The organism is Kitasatospora sp. McL0602, assembly GCF_052076145.1.
In the GTDB taxonomy this organism is placed as follows: domain Bacteria; phylum Actinomycetota; class Actinomycetes; order Streptomycetales; family Streptomycetaceae; genus Kitasatospora.
In genome coordinates this window covers 7,344,466-7,364,262 of the sequence record NZ_CP197246.1, presented here as the reverse complement: position 1 = coordinate 7,364,262, position 19,797 = coordinate 7,344,466, and the positions used below count along the sequence as shown (strand labels likewise).

General features: G+C 70.4%; 25 protein-coding genes and 1 pseudogene. 15 read left to right on the top strand and 11 right to left on the bottom strand.

Annotated elements, in window-relative coordinates:
• Nucleotides 1-105: 105 nt before the first annotated feature.
• Nucleotides 106-1,197 (top strand): family 2 encapsulin nanocompartment cargo protein terpene cyclase, encoded by a 1,092-nt coding sequence (locus ACR68M_RS33295; RefSeq protein WP_441247875.1) that lies wholly within the window; start codon nucleotides 106-108, stop codon nucleotides 1,195-1,197.
• A 105-nt stretch (nucleotides 1,198-1,302) separates the two neighbouring features.
• On the opposite strand, the gene ACR68M_RS33290 is transcribed toward ACR68M_RS33295, so the two are convergent.
• Nucleotides 1,303-1,986 (bottom strand): 2-phosphosulfolactate phosphatase, encoded by a 684-nt coding sequence (locus ACR68M_RS33290; RefSeq protein WP_441247874.1) that lies wholly within the window; start codon nucleotides 1,984-1,986, stop codon nucleotides 1,303-1,305.
• A gap of 123 nt (nucleotides 1,987-2,109) precedes the next feature.
• Between ACR68M_RS33290 and ACR68M_RS33285 the strand changes: the two genes are divergently transcribed.
• Nucleotides 2,110-2,298, top strand: a complete 189-nt coding sequence (locus ACR68M_RS33285) for a hypothetical protein (RefSeq protein ID WP_441247873.1) — start codon at nucleotides 2,110-2,112, stop codon at nucleotides 2,296-2,298.
• A gap of 58 nt (nucleotides 2,299-2,356) precedes the next feature.
• On the opposite strand, the gene ACR68M_RS33280 is transcribed toward ACR68M_RS33285, so the two are convergent.
• Both ACR68M_RS33280 and ACR68M_RS33275 read right to left on the bottom strand, forming a co-directional pair.
• On the bottom strand, nucleotides 2,357-2,860 hold the full coding sequence (locus ACR68M_RS33280) for an AAA family ATPase (protein WP_441247872.1): 504 nt from the start codon (nucleotides 2,858-2,860) through the stop codon (nucleotides 2,357-2,359).
• A gap of 163 nt (nucleotides 2,861-3,023) precedes the next feature.
• Complete coding sequence (locus tag ACR68M_RS33275; RefSeq protein WP_441247871.1) at nucleotides 3,024-3,788, bottom strand: class I SAM-dependent methyltransferase; 765 nt, start codon at nucleotides 3,786-3,788, stop codon at nucleotides 3,024-3,026.
• A gap of 214 nt (nucleotides 3,789-4,002) precedes the next feature.
• On the opposite strand from ACR68M_RS33275, the gene ACR68M_RS33270 reads away from it, so the two are divergent.
• The 4 genes from ACR68M_RS33270 to ACR68M_RS33255 all read left to right on the top strand — a co-directional run bounded on the left by ACR68M_RS33270 (nucleotide 4,003) and on the right by ACR68M_RS33255 (nucleotide 6,509).
• Entirely contained in the window at nucleotides 4,003-4,425 is a 423-nt protein-coding gene (locus ACR68M_RS33270; RefSeq protein ID WP_441247870.1) for a DUF7144 family membrane protein, read from the top strand.
• Nucleotides 4,426-4,550: 125 nt separating this feature from the next.
• Nucleotides 4,551-4,754 carry a cold-shock protein gene (locus ACR68M_RS33265; protein ID WP_441247869.1) on the top strand — a complete coding sequence of 68 codons (204 nt, stop codon included), beginning with the start codon at nucleotides 4,551-4,553 and terminating at the stop codon, nucleotides 4,752-4,754.
• A 93-nt stretch (nucleotides 4,755-4,847) separates the two neighbouring features.
• The gene (locus ACR68M_RS33260; protein WP_441247868.1) at nucleotides 4,848-5,444 is read left to right on the top strand and encodes a TetR/AcrR family transcriptional regulator; all 597 of its coding nucleotides are present in this window, start codon (nucleotides 4,848-4,850) and stop codon (nucleotides 5,442-5,444) included.
• An 84-nt stretch (nucleotides 5,445-5,528) separates the two neighbouring features.
• Nucleotides 5,529-6,509, top strand: a complete 981-nt coding sequence (locus tag ACR68M_RS33255) for a zinc-binding dehydrogenase (RefSeq protein ID WP_441247867.1) — start codon at nucleotides 5,529-5,531, stop codon at nucleotides 6,507-6,509.
• Nucleotides 6,510-6,557: 48 nt separating this feature from the next.
• On the opposite strand, the gene ACR68M_RS33250 is transcribed toward ACR68M_RS33255, so the two are convergent.
• On the bottom strand, nucleotides 6,558-7,673 hold the full coding sequence (locus tag ACR68M_RS33250) for a chitinase (protein WP_441251787.1): 1,116 nt from the start codon (nucleotides 7,671-7,673) through the stop codon (nucleotides 6,558-6,560).
• Nucleotides 7,674-7,763: 90 nt separating this feature from the next.
• Nucleotides 7,764-8,249: pseudogene (locus tag ACR68M_RS33245) on the bottom strand (carbohydrate binding domain-containing protein); the annotation flags it as partial.
• A 245-nt stretch (nucleotides 8,250-8,494) separates the two neighbouring features.
• Here ACR68M_RS33245 and ACR68M_RS33240 point away from each other — a divergent pair.
• From ACR68M_RS33240 to ACR68M_RS33230, 3 genes are all read left to right on the top strand, one after another.
• Entirely contained in the window at nucleotides 8,495-9,688 is a 1,194-nt protein-coding gene (locus tag ACR68M_RS33240) for a cytochrome P450 family protein (protein ID WP_441247866.1), read from the top strand.
• Between the two features lie 113 nt (nucleotides 9,689-9,801).
• Nucleotides 9,802-10,314, top strand: coding sequence for a hypothetical protein (locus tag ACR68M_RS33235; protein ID WP_441247865.1), 513 nt, complete (start codon nucleotides 9,802-9,804; stop codon nucleotides 10,312-10,314).
• A 91-nt stretch (nucleotides 10,315-10,405) separates the two neighbouring features.
• The gene (locus tag ACR68M_RS33230) at nucleotides 10,406-10,843 is read left to right on the top strand and encodes a Scr1 family TA system antitoxin-like transcriptional regulator (protein ID WP_441247864.1); all 438 of its coding nucleotides are present in this window, start codon (nucleotides 10,406-10,408) and stop codon (nucleotides 10,841-10,843) included.
• 257 nt (nucleotides 10,844-11,100) lie between these two features.
• Here the strand turns inward: ACR68M_RS33230 and ACR68M_RS33225 are convergent, their stop codons facing one another.
• Together ACR68M_RS33225 and ACR68M_RS33220 are read right to left on the bottom strand one after the other, a co-directional pair.
• Nucleotides 11,101-11,433, bottom strand: a complete 333-nt coding sequence (locus ACR68M_RS33225; RefSeq protein ID WP_441247863.1) for a hypothetical protein — start codon at nucleotides 11,431-11,433, stop codon at nucleotides 11,101-11,103.
• Nucleotides 11,434-12,025: 592 nt separating this feature from the next.
• Nucleotides 12,026-12,244, bottom strand: coding sequence for a hypothetical protein (locus tag ACR68M_RS33220; RefSeq protein WP_441247862.1), 219 nt, complete (start codon nucleotides 12,242-12,244; stop codon nucleotides 12,026-12,028).
• Here ACR68M_RS33220 and ACR68M_RS33215 point away from each other — a divergent pair.
• Nucleotides 12,243-12,554 (top strand): Scr1 family TA system antitoxin-like transcriptional regulator, encoded by a 312-nt coding sequence (locus ACR68M_RS33215; RefSeq protein WP_441251786.1) that lies wholly within the window; start codon nucleotides 12,243-12,245, stop codon nucleotides 12,552-12,554. The genes ACR68M_RS33220 and ACR68M_RS33215 overlap by 2 nt on opposite strands.
• Before the next feature lie 90 nt (nucleotides 12,555-12,644).
• Here the strand turns inward: ACR68M_RS33215 and ACR68M_RS33210 are convergent, their stop codons facing one another.
• On the bottom strand, nucleotides 12,645-13,097 hold the full coding sequence (locus ACR68M_RS33210) for a ricin-type beta-trefoil lectin domain protein (RefSeq protein ID WP_441247861.1): 453 nt from the start codon (nucleotides 13,095-13,097) through the stop codon (nucleotides 12,645-12,647).
• Between the two features lie 128 nt (nucleotides 13,098-13,225).
• Here ACR68M_RS33210 and ACR68M_RS33205 point away from each other — a divergent pair, with 128 nt between their 5' ends.
• The 3 genes from ACR68M_RS33205 to ACR68M_RS33195 all read left to right on the top strand — a co-directional run bounded on the left by ACR68M_RS33205 (nucleotide 13,226) and on the right by ACR68M_RS33195 (nucleotide 16,301).
• On the top strand, nucleotides 13,226-15,196 hold the full coding sequence (locus ACR68M_RS33205) for a lamin tail domain-containing protein (protein WP_441247860.1): 1,971 nt from the start codon (nucleotides 13,226-13,228) through the stop codon (nucleotides 15,194-15,196).
• Nucleotides 15,197-15,598: 402 nt separating this feature from the next.
• On the top strand, nucleotides 15,599-16,192 hold the full coding sequence (locus ACR68M_RS33200; protein ID WP_441247859.1) for a hypothetical protein: 594 nt from the start codon (nucleotides 15,599-15,601) through the stop codon (nucleotides 16,190-16,192).
• Entirely contained in the window at nucleotides 16,167-16,301 is a 135-nt protein-coding gene (locus tag ACR68M_RS33195; protein WP_441247858.1) for a hypothetical protein, read from the top strand. Before ACR68M_RS33200 ends, ACR68M_RS33195 begins: the two co-directional genes overlap by 26 nt.
• Before the next feature lie 65 nt (nucleotides 16,302-16,366).
• Here ACR68M_RS33195 and ACR68M_RS33190 read toward each other — a convergent pair whose 3' ends face one another.
• The gene (locus tag ACR68M_RS33190) at nucleotides 16,367-16,699 is read right to left on the bottom strand and encodes an ArsR/SmtB family transcription factor (protein ID WP_441247857.1); all 333 of its coding nucleotides are present in this window, start codon (nucleotides 16,697-16,699) and stop codon (nucleotides 16,367-16,369) included.
• A 99-nt stretch (nucleotides 16,700-16,798) separates the two neighbouring features.
• Here ACR68M_RS33190 and ACR68M_RS33185 point away from each other — a divergent pair, with 99 nt between their 5' ends.
• Nucleotides 16,799-17,785, top strand: a complete 987-nt coding sequence (locus tag ACR68M_RS33185) for a quinone oxidoreductase family protein (RefSeq protein ID WP_441247856.1) — start codon at nucleotides 16,799-16,801, stop codon at nucleotides 17,783-17,785.
• A gap of 33 nt (nucleotides 17,786-17,818) precedes the next feature.
• Here the strand turns inward: ACR68M_RS33185 and ACR68M_RS33180 are convergent, their stop codons facing one another.
• Together ACR68M_RS33180 and ACR68M_RS33175 are read right to left on the bottom strand one after the other, a co-directional pair.
• A complete protein-coding gene (locus ACR68M_RS33180; RefSeq protein ID WP_441247855.1) occupies nucleotides 17,819-18,157 on the bottom strand; it encodes a hypothetical protein in 339 nt (112 codons plus the stop codon).
• Between the two features lie 111 nt (nucleotides 18,158-18,268).
• A complete protein-coding gene (locus ACR68M_RS33175) occupies nucleotides 18,269-18,691 on the bottom strand; it encodes a DUF3224 domain-containing protein (RefSeq protein ID WP_441247854.1) in 423 nt (140 codons plus the stop codon).
• A gap of 95 nt (nucleotides 18,692-18,786) precedes the next feature.
• Between ACR68M_RS33175 and ACR68M_RS33170 the strand changes: the two genes are divergently transcribed.
• Nucleotides 18,787-19,779 (top strand): helix-turn-helix transcriptional regulator, encoded by a 993-nt coding sequence (locus ACR68M_RS33170; RefSeq protein ID WP_441247853.1) that lies wholly within the window; start codon nucleotides 18,787-18,789, stop codon nucleotides 19,777-19,779.
• The last annotated feature ends 18 nt before the right edge of the window (nucleotides 19,780-19,797 follow it).

Here is a 19,797-nt window from a genome sequence, read left to right as displayed (position 1 = left end):
GTTCCGGGTGCGGTGCGGGCGGGGTTGCACTGGACCGGTAAACCGGCGGTGAGCCTGTAGGTACGCAGGGATCAGGGATCAAGAATCAGGGATGGAGCGACACCGATGTCCCCGTTCGACAGCGCCCTTGCCAACAACCTTCCACCGGAGGCCGTCCGACGGCTGCTCTCCGGGCCGACCGGCCTCGGCACCTCGGCGGCCCGTCCGGGCCCTCCGACCCGACCGGAGGTCTCCTCCCCCGTCCGGGTGCCGCCGCTGTACTGCCCCGACGCCGTCCGTGACGATCCCGTACTCGGGGAGGTGGTCAACGACCGGCTGGTCGCGTGGGCGGAGGAGATGGGGCTGTTCACCGGGCGGCTGGAGCGGCTGCGGTCGCACCAGTTCGGGCGGCTCTTCATGCTCGCCCACCCCGACTGCGACGACCCCGACCGGCTGCTGGCGGCGGCGCGGTGCGGTCTGGCCGAGTGGGCGGTCGACGACCACTGGGTAGACGAGGGCGAGGACACCACGCCGGAGCTGCTCGGCCCGCGCCTGGCCCTGGCCCACGCCGTGGTCGACCCCGTCCGCCTCCCCACCCGCTACCTCCCCGAGTTCGAGCGCGTCGTCCGGCGCGAGCCCGTGCTGCGGGCCTTCCGCTCCTGCCTCGACCACCTCTCCCGGATCGCCAGCCCGACCCAAGTCGCCCGGCTCCGGCACGAGCTGGCGGTGATGTTCGTGGGCTACTCCCAGGAGGCCCAGTGGCGCGCCTCCGGGCGGACGCCGGCGGTCTGGGAGTACCTCCTGCACCGGTACGAGAACGGCTTCTTCCCCTGCATGGTCCTGACCGACCCGGTCGGCGGATACGAGCTGCCCGTCGCCGAGTTCGCCGACCCCCGGGTGCGGCGCACCTACCTGTACGCGGGCACCGCGAACGTCCTGCTGAACGACCTGTACTCGATGGGCAAGGAGGACCCGACCGACACCAACCTCCCCAACGTGATCGCCGCCGAGGAGGGCTGCACCCTCCAGGAGGCCGTCGACCGCGCCGCCCTGATCCACAACGAACTCATGCACACCATCGAGGCCGAGGCAGCCCTGCTGAGCGCCGCCGGCTCCCCCCAGTTGAAGCGCTTCCTCACCGCCCTGTGGGGCTGGATGGGCGGCAGCAAGGAGTGGCACGCCACCAGCTCCCGCTACCAGGAGAGCGCCCCGGGATGAAGCCCCCGGGATAAAGGCCCCCACCTCCGCCGTCCGTGCACCAGAATGCCCGGACGGGCGGACGGCGACCCGGCCCGCGCCGCCCAACTGGCCCTGAACGCTGCGTCAGAGGCTCGGTAGCGGTGTCGGACGAAGGACCATGAGCGAGTCCTCCAGGGTCGCGACCATGGCGAAGGGGAACCGGTCGAGCTCAAGACAGAGTGCGACGTCGTCAGGGTGGACTCCCTGACGTACACCCTCCGCCAGCTCGGCGGCGGCACGCGACTCGCCGGCACGGCGGAGGAACTCAGCCGCATCCGTTCCGTCCTCGGTGGCCCGGCGAGCGATGTACTGAGCGCACGCCAGATCTTCGTCGGCGCGACCGTCCTCGCCGGTGACCACGAATGTGACGCTGTCGCACTCCCGCGTCCGCAGGAGCCGAGCCGTCGCCTCCGCCACCACGAAGCCGGCACACAGCACCAGCGACGCCTCCTTGACCGCGAGGGCGCCGACCGTCCCTGCCGTGGTCTTCTGCACGACGGTCCGCCCCCCGAGGTCGACAGACCGCAACATGCCCGGCGAGTTGACGGCGTCGAACCCGGGCGCGGGCGGACCGTCCTTGAGCGCCACCCACCCCCGGTGGCGAGTCTTGAGTGCCAGGGCCTCGTCCAGCGACTCAGCAAGAACGATCTTCTCCGCCCCCTGGGCGAAGGCCCAGGCAGCCACGGTGAAGGCACGCATGACGTCGACCACCACCGCCACGGACGGGGCTTCGACCAGATCAGCAATGCCAAGGAATCGAGTGTCCATCCGATCATGATCGCAGAACCCCCTGCCTTGACTCATCCCCACCCAGCACCCGCACCAAGAAGCAGAGTTCGCCCTACACTGCGTCCACAGCACGCTGAGATCAGCGTCACCAGGGGGGTTCAGATGAAGGACGCTCTCCATCGATTCCTGGCCAGATACCTGCGCAGATTCCGGTCGGCCAACGGGCTGGACCAGGACCCCGACCGCTTCTCCCACCCCGACGCCCACCTCAAGACCCCGGAACGCGACCCCCGAACCTGGAAGCACCCCGGCGCCAGCCGAGGCCCTTTCGGCACCGGCGGGAGGAACTGACAGGTCGGATGTGCGGTCCTCTGGGGCGGACGGCCCTGCGCCACGCCGCCTCAAGCCCTCAGAGCGATGACTGCACGAAGACCTGCTCACCCTCTCCCTTCGGTTCCTCGAAGTTCGCCAGATAGCGAAGGAACAGCTTCCCGTCCACGGTGACGGAGTTGGCGCCTTCCTCGCCGTTCCGGGCCTTGAGGCGACGCTCCAACGTGCTCCGGTCGGCCCTGAGGTGGACCAGCTCCCACCGGCAGCCGTGGCGCTCAATAAGCGCCTTGTAGTCATCGCGGGCAGCGCGGCTCCAGAAGCTGTAGTCCACCACCACGTCACGCCCGGCCAGCATCAGCTCGACCAGCTCCTGCCGCTGCTCGCGGCGAACCTCCTCCTTGAGCTGGTCGAACGCCTCCGCCTCCAACACCAGGCCGGCATCCCGCCGCCCGAGCCGTTGCCACACCGCCTCGTCGATCGAGAGCCGAACGTAACCGCGTCGCACCAGTTCCATCGCGTAGGTGGTCTTGCCCGCTCCCGGAAGACCGCACATCAGCACCACCGTGCCCATTTGCTTCGCCACGGAGCCAGATTAGCCTCGGGCTTTCCTGACGGTCGTCTGCGCCGGCCGGCCGACCGGCCAGCGGGTGGCCGACATCCCCCACAACGAACTCGTCGAGATCGTCAGCGAGGCACTCGGCTGTCGCGCGATCGCACTCTGAGGGAGCCGGGAAGGACGGTCGCCGTTACCCGGATCGACGACGCGCGAGATGGACGATGATGTCGGCGTCGATCTCGACTGTCTCGGGCAGGACCCGCGTGATCGCGTCGTACACCTGCCGGCGCCTCGACTGCGGCAGTTGAAGGTATGCCGAGACGGTCGACAGGTGGCCGACGTAGTCGGGAGCGCTCATCGTCAGGCGCCGACTGATGACGGCCTGCTGGACGTCGACGAACAGCGCAGACCGCTGCAGCTCCGTGCCCGGCCACCGCATCTCCTCAGCCGGAGCAGTCCCGTCGGGAGACGGCATCTCGTCGCTCTCCAGGAACGGCGCCCGCGCCGCACGCACGGACTCCTCGACAGCTGGGTCAGCCAGCTGAACCGGACCACCGAACGAGGCGAACACACCCTCCGGCTCCAGCAGCGCGGCCACCCTCGACCACCGGTCCTCCGAGCATGTCCAGTGCAGGGCTGCCGCCGCATAGACAAGCCCGTAGGTTTCACCTGGCCGCAGGTCCTCGAACGCGGCCCGCACGGTCGTCACGTTCGCGGGCACTGCCTTCTTCAGCTCGGCGAGCATGGCGGCGTCGGGCTCCGTCGCCGTGACCGTGACCCCGTGCTCGGCGAACAGGCGGGTTGCCTTGCCCGTCCCCGCACCGATCTCCAAGGCCGTCCGAACCGGTCGGCCCGCGTACGTCATCACCAGGTCGAAGAGCTCCTTGGGATATCCCGGCCGGAACCTCTCGTAGGCTTCCGCGATTGCGCCGAAGCTCAGAGCGCGAGCAGACATGCCGAGCATTCTGGCACGACCGGGGGCTGAACGGAGCACCCGCCCGCCACCCGGGAGGGGCGACGGGGGCGGTGCTCCCGACATGCGCAAACACCCTACCGATGATGGACTTTGGGGCATCTGGCCGAATGCGCCGATGGAGCGGCGTGTGCTCCGGCGGTTCTCGGCCCCTACCCGATACGGGCGCGAAGCGCTCGTGAGCGAGGAGCCCACCATGTCCAGCGCAGCGCCCGGCAGCAGCCGCCCGACCTCCGCCCGATCCTCCCGCAGCAGTGGCCTGGCTGCCGGTGGGACGGTCTTCGCCGGCGTGATGATGCTGGTCGACGGTGTGCTCGGCGTACTCCAGGGCATCATGGGCCTCGCCAAGAACCACGTGTACGTCAGCACCCCGAGCTACGTCTTCCGGTTCAGCCTGACCACCTGGGGCTGGATCCACCTGCTGCTCGGCGCGCTCGTCGCCCTGATCGGTCTGGCGGTCCTGACCGGTGCTGCCTGGGCCCGGTGGACGGCCGTCGGGCTGACCGCGCTGTCGGTGGTCGCGCAGTTCATGTTCCTGCCGTACTACCCGCTCTGGTCCCTGGTGACCCTGGCCATCGACGTCTTCGTGATCTGGGCGCTCAGCAGATACCGCGACTGATCGGGCGCCGTCCGGACGGGCCGTCACTCGTACGGGCTGCCGCCGTTTGGCCCAGCGGATCTTGGGGAGGATGCTCCTGCTTCGGGCGCCGTCAGGTGTGCTCGATCCGATCGCCGGAGGTCGTCATGGCGCAGGGCACCGTGAAGTGGTTCAACGGGGAGAAGGGCTTCGGCTTCATCAGCCCGGACGAGGGCGGCCCAGACGTGTTCGTCCACTTCAGTGCGATCCAGGGCAGCGGCTTCCGGAACCTGGAGGAGAACCAGCGAGTGGAGTTCGACGTCACGCAGGGTCAGCGAGGGCCGCAGGCCGAAGGCGTACGCGGTATCTGACCAGCTCCGGTCGGGCCTGCCGTGACAGCGGCGCGGCAGGCCGTAGGCATGTCCACCCTTGTTCTTGAATGGCCATTCATATACATTGGCGGCATGCCACGACCACGGGAGTTCGAGCCTGAGCAGGTCCTGGACGCGGCCATGCTGCGCTTCTGGGAGCGGGGGTACCGAGCGACGTCCATCGAGGATCTGGTGAAGGCCACCGGAGTGAAGCCCGGCAGCATCTACAGCGCGTTCCCCGGGGGCAAGCACGCCCTGTTCCTGAAGTCGCTGGAGCGCTACGCCAAGCTCGTCGTCCCGCAGAAGTTGGGCGAACTGGACGCCCCCACCGCCTCGGTGGGCGAGATCCGTGGCTACTTCGACGGGCTCGTCCGGGACCTGATGAGCCCCGAGGGCCGCCAGGGCTGCCTGCTCGTCAACACCGCGATCGAGAACGCCGCCGAGGACGACGAGGCTGCCGCCGTGGTCCGCGGCCACCTTGCCAGACTCGAACGGTGCATGACCCGGGCGCTGGAGACCGCACTCCGGCACGGCGAGGTCCGCCCCGGACTGGACCCGGTCGGCGGTGCCCGACTGCTGGTCGCCACCGCACAGGGGCTGATGGTCGTGGGGAAGGCCAATCCGGACGAGACCCTGCTGCGCGCGATCGTCGAGAACGCCTTCGCGGGCCTCGCCCCACCGCAGTCCTGACGCACTTTTCCGGGTCGCCGCGAGCAGCGGCGGCCCTTTTTTCGGCCCATTAGTTGAATCACCATTCAAGAATGGAGGATGGCCATGCGCGCCATCGTCATCTCGGCCTTCGGCGGCCCCGAGGTCCTCACCGTCACCGAGCTTCCCGATCCGCGGCCCGCCGAGGGCGAAGTGCTGATCCGGGTCATGGCGTTCGGCCTCAACCACGCCGAGACCTACATGCGCAGCGGCGCCTGGGGCGAGGTCGCCCAGGTGACCGGGATCGAGTGCGCCGGTGTCGTCGCGGAGGACCCGAGCGGCCAACTGGCCGAAGGGACAACCGTCGTGGCGATCCTCGGCGGCATGGGCCGGACCAGGAACGGTAGTTACGCCGAGCTGGTGACCGTCCCGGCGACCAACGTCGTTCCCGTCCGGGCGGCACTGCCGTGGGGCGAGCTGACTGCCGTCCCGGAGGTATACGCGACCGCGTGGAGCGGCCTGCACGGCAACCTCGCCCTTCAGCCCAGCGAGACCGTCCTGGTGCGGGGGGCCACCTCCTCGCTCGGCCAGGCTGCGGTCAATCTGGCGGCCGACCACGGTGCGACCGTGGTCGCCACCACCCGTGACCCGGACCGGGCCGGGCTGCTGAGGGAGATCGGGGCCCACGAGGTCCTCGTCGACGACGGCCGGCTCGCCGAGCAGGTCCGGGCGCGGCGGATCGAGGTGGACGCCGTCCTCGACATCGTGGGCAACAGCGTGCTGCGCGACTCGCTGGCCACCGTCCGGCCGCGCGGCCGGGTGTGCCAGCTCGGGTTCCTCGGCGGCCTCGCCCCGGTCCAGGACTTCGCTCCGCTCGCCGACCTGCCCAGCGGTGTCCAACTCAGCTTCTTCGGCAGCGCCTTCGTCCTGGGTACGGCTGAATTCCCGCTCTCCGCAATCCCGTTCGAGGCCATCTACGCGAAGGTCGCCGACGGGACCTACCGGGCCCGGCCCACCCGGCAGTTCGCCTTCGACGAAATCGTCGAGGCGCACCGGGTCATGGCGGCCGGCCAGGCCGTGGGCAAGATGGTCGTCACGCTGGACTGACCACCCACCACCGGCCAGGCTGGTGATCCAGCCCGGCCGGTGGACACATCAACGCCCCTGGAGGGACTTGACGTTGTCGCCGAAGGTCCAGCCCTTCGAGCCGTCCCAGTTGACCGACCACGTCATGAGCCCCTTCAGCGCACCCCCGAAGGCGTTCCACGACTGGCCGACCAGGCTCGGCGCCATGTAGCCGCCGCCCGCTCCGGCCTGGGCCGGCAGGCCGGGCACCTGCTTGTCGTACGGCACCTTGACGGTGGTGCCCTGGATGGTCAGGCCGTTGTTGAGGCACGTGGTCTGCACGGTGAACCCCTGCACGGCGCCGGCCTGGTAGGAGTCGCCGGAGCAGCCGTACATGCTGCCGTTGTAGTACTGCATGTTCAGCCACCACAGTTGCCCGTTGTCGGCGTACTTCTTGATGATCGGCAGGTAGGCACCCCAGATCGACCCGTAGGTGACGCTGCCACCGGTCACGTACGCGGTCTCCGGCGCCATCGTCAGGCCGAAGCCCGCGGGCATCTGGGCCAGCACGCCGTCGATGATGCGCACCAGGTTGGCCTGGGAGGCGGACAGCGTGCCGATGTTGCCGCTGCCGGCCAGGCCGGTCTCGATGTCGATGTCGATCCCGTCGAAGTTGTACTTCTTGAGGATCGGGACGACGGTCGCCACGAACCGGTCGGCGACCGTACTGGAGCTCAGGTCGATGCCGGCGGCGGCACCGCCGATCGACATCAGGATCGTCGCCCCGGCCGCCTTGGCCTGGCACATCTCGGCGGGAGTCGAGACCTTGACGTTGGCGTCCATGCCGTCCTGCCACAGGACGGTGCCGTCCGAGAGGATCACCGGGAAGGCGGCGTTGATGACGTTGTAACCGTGCGCAGCGATCCGGCTGTCCGTGACGGGCACCCAGCCCATGCCGGGGTGGACACCGTTGGCGGCGCCGTCCCAGTTCTCCCAGTAGCCCTGCAGGACCTTGCCCGACGGCCTCCGCTTCGTGGGGCAGCTGTCGCCGCCCGGCGGGGGGCTGGTGGACGGGCTGCTGGACGGGCTCGTGGAGGGACTCGTCGAAGGACTGCTGGACGGGCTCGTCGAAGGGCTCGTCGAGGGGCTCACGGAGGGACTTGCGGACGGGCTGGGGCTACTGCCGCCGGGGCCGGTGAGCGACACGTCGTCCGCGTAGTACGTGGGCTGCCCGTACCAGCCGTGCAGGTAGACCGTCACCGAGGTGGTGGTCGATCCGGTGGTGAAGCCGACGCTGAGCTGGCCGTACGACGGGCTGTTCGGCGTCCAGGTGGACGGGGCGCTGCTGAGGCCAGTGCCGGTGGCGCCCAGGTAGACGTAGCTGCCCTGGACGTAGGCGCTCAGCGTGTACTGGGAGTTGGGCTGCACGCTGATGGTCTGGGCGCACTGGGCGTTGTCCTGGCCGGTCGGCGTCGCCTTGAGTGCGGAGGCGCCGGAGTGCACCGGGCTGCTGACGGCCGTGCCGGAGCCGCCGGAGCAGGTCCAGCCGGAAAGTCCGTTCTCGAAGCCGGGGTTGGCCACCAGATTGGTGGTGACGGCCCCTGCCGTGACGGAGCCGGCCACCGCGAGACCGGCGGCGATGACGGCGGCGGCACCCACCCCGGCGAGGGAGCGGCTCAGGACGGTCGGTCCGGGCTCGGCGTGGGTGGTCCGGTTCGGTTGCGCCGCGCGTTCGACGGTCGCCCGTTGCGGGCGAGGGGAGTGCGACCTCCGACGGAACATGCTGTGCTCCCTTCCCGCCGGACGCCGTGGACAGGACCGGCGCGTGGGGGCGTGACGCCCGGCTCTGGGGTGAGGTGGGGGGACAAAATCGAGGCTGTGCCGGTCCGGATCGTAGGAGGGGCGGCGAGGCCCGTCAATAGGTCTGGACCAATTGCAAGGGGTGCCGCCGGGCCGGGCAAGGGTGCAGGTCCCTGGAGACCCGAGCCGTTGCGAATATGATCGACAGCGGTCGAAAGGGGGGCCGGATGGACCGGACCGTACGCACCGTCGAGGATCTTCAGGACCCGGCGTTCTTCCAGAATCCGTACCCCACGTACGCGGCGCTTCGAAGCGCGTCCCCGGTCCAGAAGGTGCCCGCAGGGGGAGGCCGGTCCAGCTACCTGGTGACCGGATACACCGAAGCCCGACAGGCGTTCACCGACCCGCGGCTGTCCAAGGACACGGCTCGCTTCTTCGCCGGCAAGGACACCGGGCGCAACCTGCATCCGGCGGTGTCCCGGAGCATGCTGGCCACCGATCCGCCGCAGCACACCCGGCTGCGGAGTCTGGTCACCAAGGCATTCACCCCGGGAGCCGTCCGACGCCTCCGCCCCTACATCGAGAGCCTGGCCGGCGAGCTGCTCGATCAGTGGGCCCCCGGCGAGCAGACCGACGTCATCGAGAGCCTCGCCGTCCCGCTCCCCGTCACCGTGATCTGCCAGCTGCTGGGGGTGCCCGAGGCGGACCGCTCCTCGCTACGCGCCTGGTCGAACGAGCTGTTCGCGGCCGGGCAGCCCGAACGGATCGACGCCGCGTCACATGCCGTCGCCGGCTACCTGGCCGACCTCGTCGCCGCCAAGCGCCGTGTGCCCGACGACAACCTGCTCAGCGACCTGATCCGCGCCCGCGACGGCGAGGACAAGCTCAGCGAGGACGAACTCGTCTCGCTCGCGGTGCTCCTTCTCGTCGCCGGGCACGAGACCACCACCAACCTGATCGGCAACGGCCTCCTGGCCATGCTCCAGGAGCCGGACGCGCTTCGCCGCATCCGCGAGCACCCCGTCCTGGCCGACGTGGCCGTCGACGAGCTGCTGCGGCTCGACTCCCCCGTCAGCATGGCCACCTTCCGATTCACCACCGAGGCCATCACCCTCGGCGGCACCGACATTCCCGCAGGCTCACCCGTCGTGATCGCGCCGGGAGCCGCGAACCGCGACCCCGCCCGCTTCGTCGAGCCGGACCGGCTCGACCTCGACCGGGACACCAAGGGGCACCTCGCCTTCGGGCACGGCATCCACCGGTGCCTCGGGGCACCGCTGGCGCGCGTCGAGGGCGAGATCGCCTTTCGCTCCGTCGCCGAGCGTTTCCCCCGGCTTCGGCTCGCTGTGCCCAGTACCGAACTGCGATGGCGGCACACGCGGCTGATGCGGGGTCTTGAGTCGCTACCCGTCCTGCCGTAGCCGTCGATCACCCGGCCGGGCCCCGCCGTGCTTTTCGTGGCGGATCCCTGCGCGCCCTACCGCCGACGACCCGTCTGACGTGGGAAGCTGCCCGTCATGGCGCCCCAACCCGCTTGACCGACCAGGAGGGCTGTCCGGGCATGAGCATCACATGGCGCGGCGTGGAGCTGGACCAGTCCACGGTCGACAAGCTGAAGTTGGCCGAGGCATGGCTGGAGTTCCAGCTGGAGTTCCCGCAGGGGTCGTATTCAACCGCCGTCGCTGCATCCGGGGGCACGCATTCGGGCGGCGGCGCGGTGGACGTGCACTGCAACGACTACCCGAGAGCGAAAGCCGTCAACGTCGTCCACTGGCTCCGTGCGGTCGGCTTCGCAGCCTGGCACCGCCCACCCAACTGGGACGGCGCCGGCGGCAGCGAGCACGTCCACGCCATCGAAATCGGCAACCCGAACCTGGCGGACGCCGCCGCGGATCAGGTCACCCAGTGGAACCTCGAGGAGAACGGCCTGGCGGGTCACGACGCCGACACCGGGGAACTGGACAAGCTCGCCGGGCGCCCCGCCCTCGTCACGACCTTCCCGACCCCTGCCGCGGACGGACGACGGCGTGACGAAGAGGTGCAATGACCGGAAAGAAGCTGAGGGTTGACGGCCGGGAAGGTGTTCTTCAGCGTGTCGATGTCGCTGGACGGGTTCACCGCGCCCGAGCCAGCGCCCGTTGAGGACCTCTTCGGCCCGAGATGTCGGCAATCATCCTGGAGCACCTGAACGTCGGCCTGGTCGACGAGTTCTCGATCACGCTGGCACCCGTGCTGTTCGCCTCCGGCACCCGCCCCTTCGAGGGCGTGGACGCGTCCAGGGTCGCGCTGGAGCCGACCCGTTCGGAGCCGTCGTCGCGGGTGACACGCCTGACGTACGTCGTGAACCCCCGGAAGTCGAGCCTCTGCCCGACGACTCGCAGGCCGGGGCGGCCGAACGGACGTCCCGCGCCCGCTACTTCGGGCAGGACGGCCGGACGTACCACGTACTGCTCGGCGAGCAGGCCCTGCTGACCGGGATCAGCGGCGGGCCCGAGCTGATGCGCGCTCAGCTTGACCCTGTCGGCGATCTTGGGGTTCCCCGAGTTGAGCAGCGTGATCAGTGGGCAGATTCGTGACTGTGGTGCAGGCCGACCCAGTGGCGAGGTGCGCGTTGTCCGTCCGTCCCCGTTCCGGTGAGCAGGTTCCCGCTTTGACTGTGCAGCCGCGCCGCGTTGGAGCTCAGCGTTCCCCAGCGGGTGACCGCCAGGCCGCCCACACCGTGGAAGACCAAGGCGAAGCAGCTGGTGTGGACGGAGTCAGGTACCCCGTGCCGCGCGCTGAGCGCCGCGACGGCCCGCCGGCGTGAGCCGGCGGGCCGTCAGAGGAACGTCGATCAAACGTTCTGGATCGGGGCGCTCGCGCCGAAGACAACGCCCATGTTGTAAACGACGAGCAGGTCCATCCGGTACTGCCCGCTGCTCTTGGCGACCGGGACTGCGACCGGGTGCGTATTGGTACAGGAACCAGTGGTCTGCTTGACGATGCTCCAGCCGGTGGTAGGCGTCTTGTGATAGAGGTTCAATTCGATGAAGCATCCGGGCCACGACCCGCCGTACTTCAGCTGGTAGGCGTCTCCACGGACCATTCCGCCGCCCGTGGATACGCAGACTCGGTACTGGTAATTGTTCTGAGGTGCGGCGGTCGCGCAACCGCCGCCGGTGTCCATCGGGGTGACCGTGGCGGCCCCGGCGGGAGTTGTAGCACCAAGGGCGAGGACAGCAACCCCGAGCGCGGTTGCCGACCTTCCTATGAGTCGAACGGGAAGACGGTCGAATCGGGTCATGAGATTCCCTTTATTTTATGATGGCATGTTAAATCGCTGATCATTCTTGCGGGCCACGCACGAGCCGTGTGGGCCTGGCCATCCATGAGCCGCGAGTGTGCACAGGGGGAAAAATCGGACACGATGCCCGAACTACCCCTTTTCACATATGAGTTGCCTGCTCGGCGGACACTATAGCTGGATTAAGTCACCGAGACGGAGCGCCGACCCAGAAGGCACCGGTCCGCCAGATCAGATACAGGGCCACCGACGCCGTGGTCCCGTCGGACAGATTGACGCCCAGGACAGGACCGGAGCACCGCCGCTCACGCGGTTGCGTCCGGTTGATGGGACATCAGGCGGCTGGCAGGATCGATGACGGCTCGAAGCCAACCCCGGACCCCGCCACCGCACTCGAACCAGCACCGGCAGAGCTGTCGGAATTCGTCCGCAGCTGGGACTTCCGCCACGGCGGCTGGCCACAACCTCCCGCCGACTACGGGTGCGGGCCGATCACCAGCACGGTGACGACCCCGCGGTCCCCACAGTCCTGGTCGTCGGTCTCGGCCGGGCCCCACGTCCAGAACAGGCGCCAGGCGCCCGTGCCCCGGTCGACATAGGAGTCGAAGACCCGCTCGCCGAGGTGGCCGGGCCGGGCGTGGTAGCGGTGAAAGAACCGTCCACCGCGCTGGGATGACCCGGAACCGCAGGCCATCTCACCCAGCTGTTCGAGGCCGGGCGTTAAATGGCAAGCTCAGCTGGAACACCTGCTCGGCGCCCTCGACACGCCGGGCCTGCGCCTGGGGATCATCCCGGCCCGAGCCCGCCTGCGCGTCCATCCCGGGGACGGCTTCGGGATCCACGACGGCACCCGGGTGGAGGTGGAGGGCTACCGCGACTGCGAGACCATCACCGACCCCGACCGTGTCGCCCTCTTCCGCCGGGCGTTCGGGCTGCTCCAGGAATCCGCCGTCTACGAGCAGGACGCCCGCGCTCTGATCGTCGAGGCGCTGCGCGGCTGGTGACCGACCCCCGCGGCGATGGTCACGCGGCTCGGTTCACGGGAAGAACACTGCCCACCTCGGTGAGCCGAGGCGGGCAGTGTGCGGCGGGGGTCAGCCTTGGGCGACGGACCACTGCTGTGCGGCGCTGCCGTTGCAGCCCCAGAGCTGGAGCCGTACGCCCTGATTGCGGCTGCCGTTGGGGACGTCGAGGCACAGGCCTGACTGCGGGTTGTAGAGGGCGCCGTTCCTGAACTGCCACTCCTGCGAGCCGGTGCCGTTGCAGTCGTACAGGTCGACGGTGGCGCCCTGGGCCTTGCTGCCCTGCCAGACGTCCAGGCACTTGTTCAGGGCCGAGTAGCTGTTGCCGTTGCGCGTCCACCACTGCGAGGCGGTGCCGGTGCAGCCCCAGGTCTGGATCGGGTTGCCGTTGGCCGTGCTGCCATTGCTGGAGTCCACGCAGACGCCGAGGCCGTTGTTGATGATCGGGCCGCCGGCCGGGTTGCTGAAGTCCACGTACCCGCCGTTGCGGTTGAACCAGCCCGCGAACGCCCAGGGCGATATCACAGGCGTGCTTCCTGCCGCAGTACCGTTGATCGGTGGTGGCGGTGCGCGCCTGGCGTTCCGGTGGCCAGCAGGCGGCATTCGCCTGGCGTACACGCTGTTTCAAGGTTGTGTCACCAGACTTCGGCCTCGTGCCTACCTCACACTCGCGCGCCGGCGTCGCCTCCGTATGCGCCGCAGCTCTGTCGTTCTCAGGACTCGTCGTCACCGGGATACTTGCCGCGCAGCCTGCGGCCGCCGCGGACCCGGCCGGCTACCAGAACATCCGGATCAACGAGGTCACCTCGTCGAACAACGACACGGTGGAGCTGTACAACACCGGCTCGACCGCGGTGAGCATCAGCGGCTGGAAGATGTCCGACGACAGCTTCTCACCGCAGGCGTTCAGCCCGTCCTCCGGCACGATCGCGGCCGGCGGCTTCGTCACCTTCAACTCGCCCAAGGGGCTGGGTGACTCGGACAAGGTGGTGATCTACACCGCCGACGGCACCGTGGTCGACCGGGTCGAATGGGCGACCACCGGGGCGAAGCCGGCGATGGCGCGCTGCGGCGGCGACGGCACCGGGGCGTGGGTGACCACGACCGTGGCGACGACGTTCGGCGCGGCGAACGCCGGGGGCTGCCCGACGTCGCTCCCGGCCGCGAGCCGGGTGCGGATCAACGAGGTCACCTCGGACGGCGCGGACACCGTCGAGCTGTACAACGGCGGCACGAGCGCGGTCGGCATCGGGTCGTGGAAGTACGTCGACGGCGACACCACGCACGCCCCGGTGTCGGTCTCGTCCTCCTCGCCGAGCGCGACGAGCATCCCCGCGGGCGGCTACGTCACGTTCAACTCCACCCTCGGGCTGGGCGACGGCGACTCGGTCTTCCTCCTCGACGGCAACGGCAGCACCGTCGACTCGGTGACCTGGGCGACCAACGGCGCCAAGCCGTCGGACGAGCGCTGCGCGAACGGCACCGGCTGGTTCCAGACCTCCGTGACCGCGACGCCCGGCAGCGCCAACTCCTGCTCGGGCAGCGGCGGTGGCGGCGGCCAGGCGGGTCACCTGCTCGGTGGCGGCGGCTCGCTGACCAGCGGCTGCACCCCGGAGGCGCCCGGCGGTACGGGTTCCGCCCCGGCGGGCACCCTGGCGTGGCCGGGCGGGCTGGACGTCACCATCGCCGACAACGTCTGCGCGTTCACCACGTCGACCGGCCCGGAGGGCCGAGACGTGAGCGGCCTGGCGTTCGACCCGGCGAACCCGTCGGTGCTGTGGGCCGCCAAGAACAAGAACTGGCTCTACAAGCTGGTCAAGAGCAGCGGCAAGTGGATCCCGGACGCGACGTGGAGCGCGACCGGCAGGCAGATCCACTTCGCGGGCGGCTCCGGCCAGCCGGACTCCGAGGGCCTGACGGTCGGCGGCAACGGCCACCTCTACGTGACCTCCGAGCGCGACAACGCCAACAACACGGCGCCCAAGGACACGATCATGGAGTTCGACCCGGCCGCGACCGGCTCGACGCTCACGCCGATCCACCAGTGGGACATGACCTCGCAGTTCCCGCAGCTGAACACCGGCAGCAAGGACGACGCCAACCTCGGCTTCGAAGGCGCCGCCTACGTCCCGGACAGCTGGCTGACCGCCAACGGCTGGGTCGATCCGCTCACCGGCGCCGCCTACAACCCGGCGAACTACCCGCTGCACGGCTCGGGCCTGTTCTTCGCCGGCCTGGAGTGGGACGGCACGCTGCACGTGTACGGCCTGAACTCCGACGGCAGCTTCACCACGTTCGGCACGATCGCGACCGGCAAGGTCTCCGTGATGGACGTGACCTTCGACGCCGGGACGCAGCGCATCATCGCGACCTGCGACAACACCTGCGGCGAGACGCACACCCTCATGAAGGTCAACGCCGCCGGCGCGATCGTGCCGGACGTGACCTACACGAACCCGGCCGTCATGCCGGTCGACAACCTGGAGGGCTTCGCGGTCGCGCCGACCTCCACCTGCGTCAACGGCTTCCGCGAGGCGGTCTGGAGTGACGACGGCATCTACGGCTTCGGCTCCGGCAGCTCCTCCTACGGCCACTCCCTCTACAGCGGCACCTTCCCCTGCTGATCCCTCCGACCGCCCGTCTCCCTGTCGGTGGGTCTCGCTACTGTTCCTCACCTGATCAACCGTTCGGGGAGAGGGCAGAGCTGTGCAGCGCTGGAAGTTCGCCGACGAGGACGTCTTCGTTCTGGCGAACGCCTGGCGGGGCTCCCTGATCCCCCGCCGGGGTGGCGTTCCCCGTCCTCCGGCCGCTCCGGCGGAGGACGCGGTGGGCGAGTACCACGCGTCGCTGCGGTCCATGGACGCCTGGCTGGAGCAGGCCCTCACCTCGGACCGCAGCGACGCGAGTCTGGTCGCGGCCGCTCGCGCCCACCACTCCGGCCGCCCGGACCCGCTCGGTGCGGCAGTGCTGGCCGCCGCGTTCGCCCGCTCCGGCGACAACGAGATCCGGATGGCCTGGACGCCTGGGTGGCGGAGTTCGGCCTCCCGTTCGCCGCCAAGGCCGTCGCCGAGCTCTCCACTCTCGTCGTCGAGACCGACTGGCAGGGCTCACACACCGTCAACCCGCGCATCCGGCGCCCGCCCGGCCGACCGGAGGTCACCGCGCACCGCCCCGCCGCGGATCGAGTGCGGTCCCTGCTCGCGGTCTGCGACGACGACACCCATCGAGCCGTGGTCGAGGCGCTCTCACCCTGCCGCTCGGACCTGCCCCGCCGCATCGTGACCTGCTATCTGGTGCCCTCCGAGACCGACTGGGCGGAGCAGTGCCTGGAGAGCGAGGCGTGGCTGACCTCGACCGAATGGTCGTTGCTGCTGTGCTCGCTCTCCTCGGCCGAACCGCTGCGGCAGCTGAAGACCGTCCCGGACGTGGGCTGGAGCGGCTGGTCCACCGAGCTGATCGCCACCGTCGCCGAGGGCCTCGGCGGCGGCGCCGCGCCGCTGCTGCTGCTCGCCCTGGACCGCACCCGGGCTCGCACCGGAGCACGGCATCGCGGTCGGCATGCACGACGTCCATCCCGAGCAGCGGGTGGAGACGGTGTGGCTCGACAGGCGCCCGGGTGACTACTGGACCCACCACCGGACCTTCCCGACCTTCGCGGAGCTCGACCCGGTGACCGCCTCCGAGCTGATCGCCGACCTCACCGAACTGACCACGCCGACCGCGCCGTGACGACGTACCACCGCACCGACAGCCACACGTACGACCCGGCCGAGCGAGCGGCCGAGCCTATCCGGTCACCGGCTCTGCCCGTAGGCGGTGGCGATGACGTCCAGCAGACCCGGGAAGCGGGCTTCGAGATCGGTGGTGCGCAGGGTGGTCAGCCGGCGGTTGGCCTCTTCGCGTTGGTGGATCACCCCGGACTCGCGCAGGACCTTGAAGTGGTGGCTGAGGGTGGAGGGGGCGACGTCGACGGGGAAGGTGCCGCAGGCGCGTTCGGGGTCGGCCCGCAGGGTGCGGACGATCGTCATCCGGGTCGGGTCGGCGAGCGCGTGCAGGACGTCGAGCAGGTCGATCTCCTCCCGGTCCGGGTGGGTGAGCGGTGCGCGGCCGTGGCGTGAGCGCGGCATGACGGGTCCTCCACGTGCCATGTTCGACATTCGTCGAAATAGGGTGTATGAATTTCGATGTTCGTAGAACATCGTAGGTCGTTGGAGGGGGAGAAGGACATGCGCGCACTGCAGATGGCCCGGCCCGGGGGCGCCGAGCACACCACCGTCCAGAACATCGCCGTACCCGAGCCCGGACCGGGCGAGCTGACGATCGACGTCAGCCACGCCGGGGTGAACTTCGTCGACGTGATGGCCCGCCGCGGCGACGCCGGCTATGTGCCGGCCTGGCCGTACCGGCCGGGCAAGGAGGTGGCGGGGACCGTCCGGGCACTCGGCCCCGGCGTCACCGGCTTCGCGATCGGTGACCGGGTCGCCGCCGCCACCGTCGACGGGGGCTTCGCCGAGGTCGCGGTGGCGAGCACTGCCGCCACCGTCCCGGTGCCCGAGGGCGTGCCGTCGGTGCAGGCCGCCGCAGTGCCGCTCGGCCTGGCCACCGCACTGCTCCTGCTGACCGACGCGGGCCGATTCGAGCCCGGCGACACCGTGCTCGTCCACTCGGCGGGCGGCGGGATCGGAGGCGCGCTGGCCCGGCTCGTCCCGCTGCTCGGCAGCGGCACCCTGATAGGCACGGTCGGCCGGCCCGACCGGGTGGCCGCAGCCCAGCAGGCCGGCTACCCACTGGCCTTCGCCCGCAGCACCGACCTGGCCGAACAGATCCGCACCGCGACCGGCGGCCGCGGCGTCGACCTGGTCCTCGACCCGCTCGGGACCAGGACGCTCGACCTCGATCTCGAAGTGACCGCCCCCGGCGGCCGGGTGGTCCTGTTCGGCAACGCCGACGGCGGACCGCTCGACGCCCTGCCCCCGGTCGGCCGGCTCCTCGGCGGCAACCTCACCGTCACCGGCTTCAGCCACCGAGGCCTGCTGGCCGCCGCCCCCGCCCGGGTGGCCCGCGCCCAGCAGCGGGCCCTCGACCTGCTCGCCGAGGGCAAACTCGACGCCCCGGTGGTCGAACTGGACTCCCTGGAGGACGTCGCCGCCGCCCACGACCTGCTGGCGGCAGGCCGAGGCGCCGGCAAGTACGTGGTCAGGGTCACCGGCTGACGGAAGGCAGCCGCGCCCGCGCCTCCTACCCGGTCAGCCCTGTTCGGGGTTCTCCCTCAGTGCGCGGAGTTCCGCCTCGAGCTCGGCAATGCGGCCTTCGAGCTGCTGCAGGTCGCGGGTGGCATCGGCGTACGCGTCCTTGTGGCGCTTGGCGATGTGACTGAGGGTGTCGACGCGGTCGGCGAAGGCGTCCCGTTCCGCCGTGATCGGCTGCACGATCGTCTGCGCGACCGCTTCGGCGATCCAGTCAGCCCACTCGTTGATGCGCTGGGTGCCGACAGGGCCGTGGAGCTCGGCGTCCTGCAAGCCGTTGAGCATGGCGGGGCGGATGGTGGCGGCGATCTGCTGCGCGTGGGTGGGTGGCGTGGTCATTGCTGTTGCTCTCCTGCGGCGAGGTCCCATGGCGGCGGCGAGCGCCATCGCCGCGTACTCGCCGCCGGACAGGGCCACCGTCGCCCCATGATCCATCATCGCCCGGCTGCTTCAGGCCTGCGGAGCGTCCCACGCGTAACCGAAGGTGTACGGCACCGAGGGCTCACCGTGCCTGGCGACGTAGCTGCCCGTGCCGGTCAGCCCGGCCAGCTCGCCGGAGCCCGAGCCGGGGACGACGGTGAACGCGCAGTGCACGGTGCCGTCCTGGTGGAAGGTGCCGCGCTGCTCAACGGCGAAGGAACCCTTGCGGCCGCCGACGGTGGCGGTGAGCAGCTCGTAGCCGGCGAAGGCTCCGGTGTGCTCGGTGACGTAGGTGAAGGCGTACTCGCAGGTGGTGGCGGTGGCCTCGATGCCCCCGGTGAAGTTGTTGACGACCGTGGCGCGGGCGAGCCGGGGGTGGCCGGCCTCCGGGCCGACGGGGGTCTCCTGCCAGTCGGTGAAGGTGAACTCGCCGGTGGTACGGGTGACGGGCATGACTGTCTTCCTTTCGTGGTGGTGCGCGGGCCGGTGGTCAGCCTGGCGGGTATTCATGCCATCTGCTGTCAGGTACGGCAGACACAATGGCGGGCATGCGCGCCGACCGACTCCTCTCGCTGCTCCTGCTGCTCCAGAACCGCGGCCCGATGACGGCCCGGGAGCTGGCGGCCGAGCTGGAGGTGTCGGTGCGGACCGTCCACCGGGACGTGGCTGCGCTGGGCACGGCCGGGGTGCCGGTGCTCGCCGACCGGGGCCCGGCCGGCGGCTTCCGGCTGCTCGACGGCTACCGCACCCGCCTCACCGGCCTGACCGCCGCCGAGGCCCGCTCGCTCGCCCTGGCCGGGATGCCGGGCCCGGCCGGTGAACTGGGTCTGGGCGCCGGCCTTGCCACCGCCCGGCTGAAGCTGGCGGCCGCCCTGCCACCCGCGCTCGCCGAGCGCACCCGCGAGCTGGAGGGCCGCTTCCACCTGGACGCCCCCGCCTGGTTCCGGGAGGCCGATCCGGTGCCGCACCTGGCAGCGGTGGCCGGGGCGGTGTGGGAGCAGCGGGTGCTGCGGGTGCACTACCGCCGCTGGAGCGGGGAGGTGCGGCGGGAGCTGCATCCGCTCGGGGTCGTGCTCAAGGGCGGCATCTGGTACCTGGTCGCGGAGGTGGGCGGGGAGGTGGGCGGGGAGCTGCGGACGTACCGGATCGCGCGGCTGCTGGAGGTCTCGGTGCTGGAGGCCGGGTTCGAGCGGCCGCCGGGGTTCGAGCTGGCGGCGTACTGGGCGCAGAGCTCGCGGCGGTTGGAGGAGATGCGGCGCCAGGGGGTGGCGCGGGTGCGGCTGTCGCCCGCGGCGCAGCGGCTGCTCCCGGCCCGCTTCGGTGCCGAGGGCACCCGGGCGCTCGCGGTGGCGGGCACGCCGGACGCGGCGGGCTGGGTGGAGACCGACCTGAGCGTGGAGTCCCTCCCGGTAGCGGTCGGTGACCTGCTCGCCTTCGGACCGGAGGCCGAAGTCCTCGGCCCGCCCGAGCTGCGGGCGGCCGTGGTCGCGGCGGTCGCTGCCCTGGCGGGGGTCTACGGCGGGGCCTTTCGGGCAGGGTGAGCGGATCGGTGCGACCCG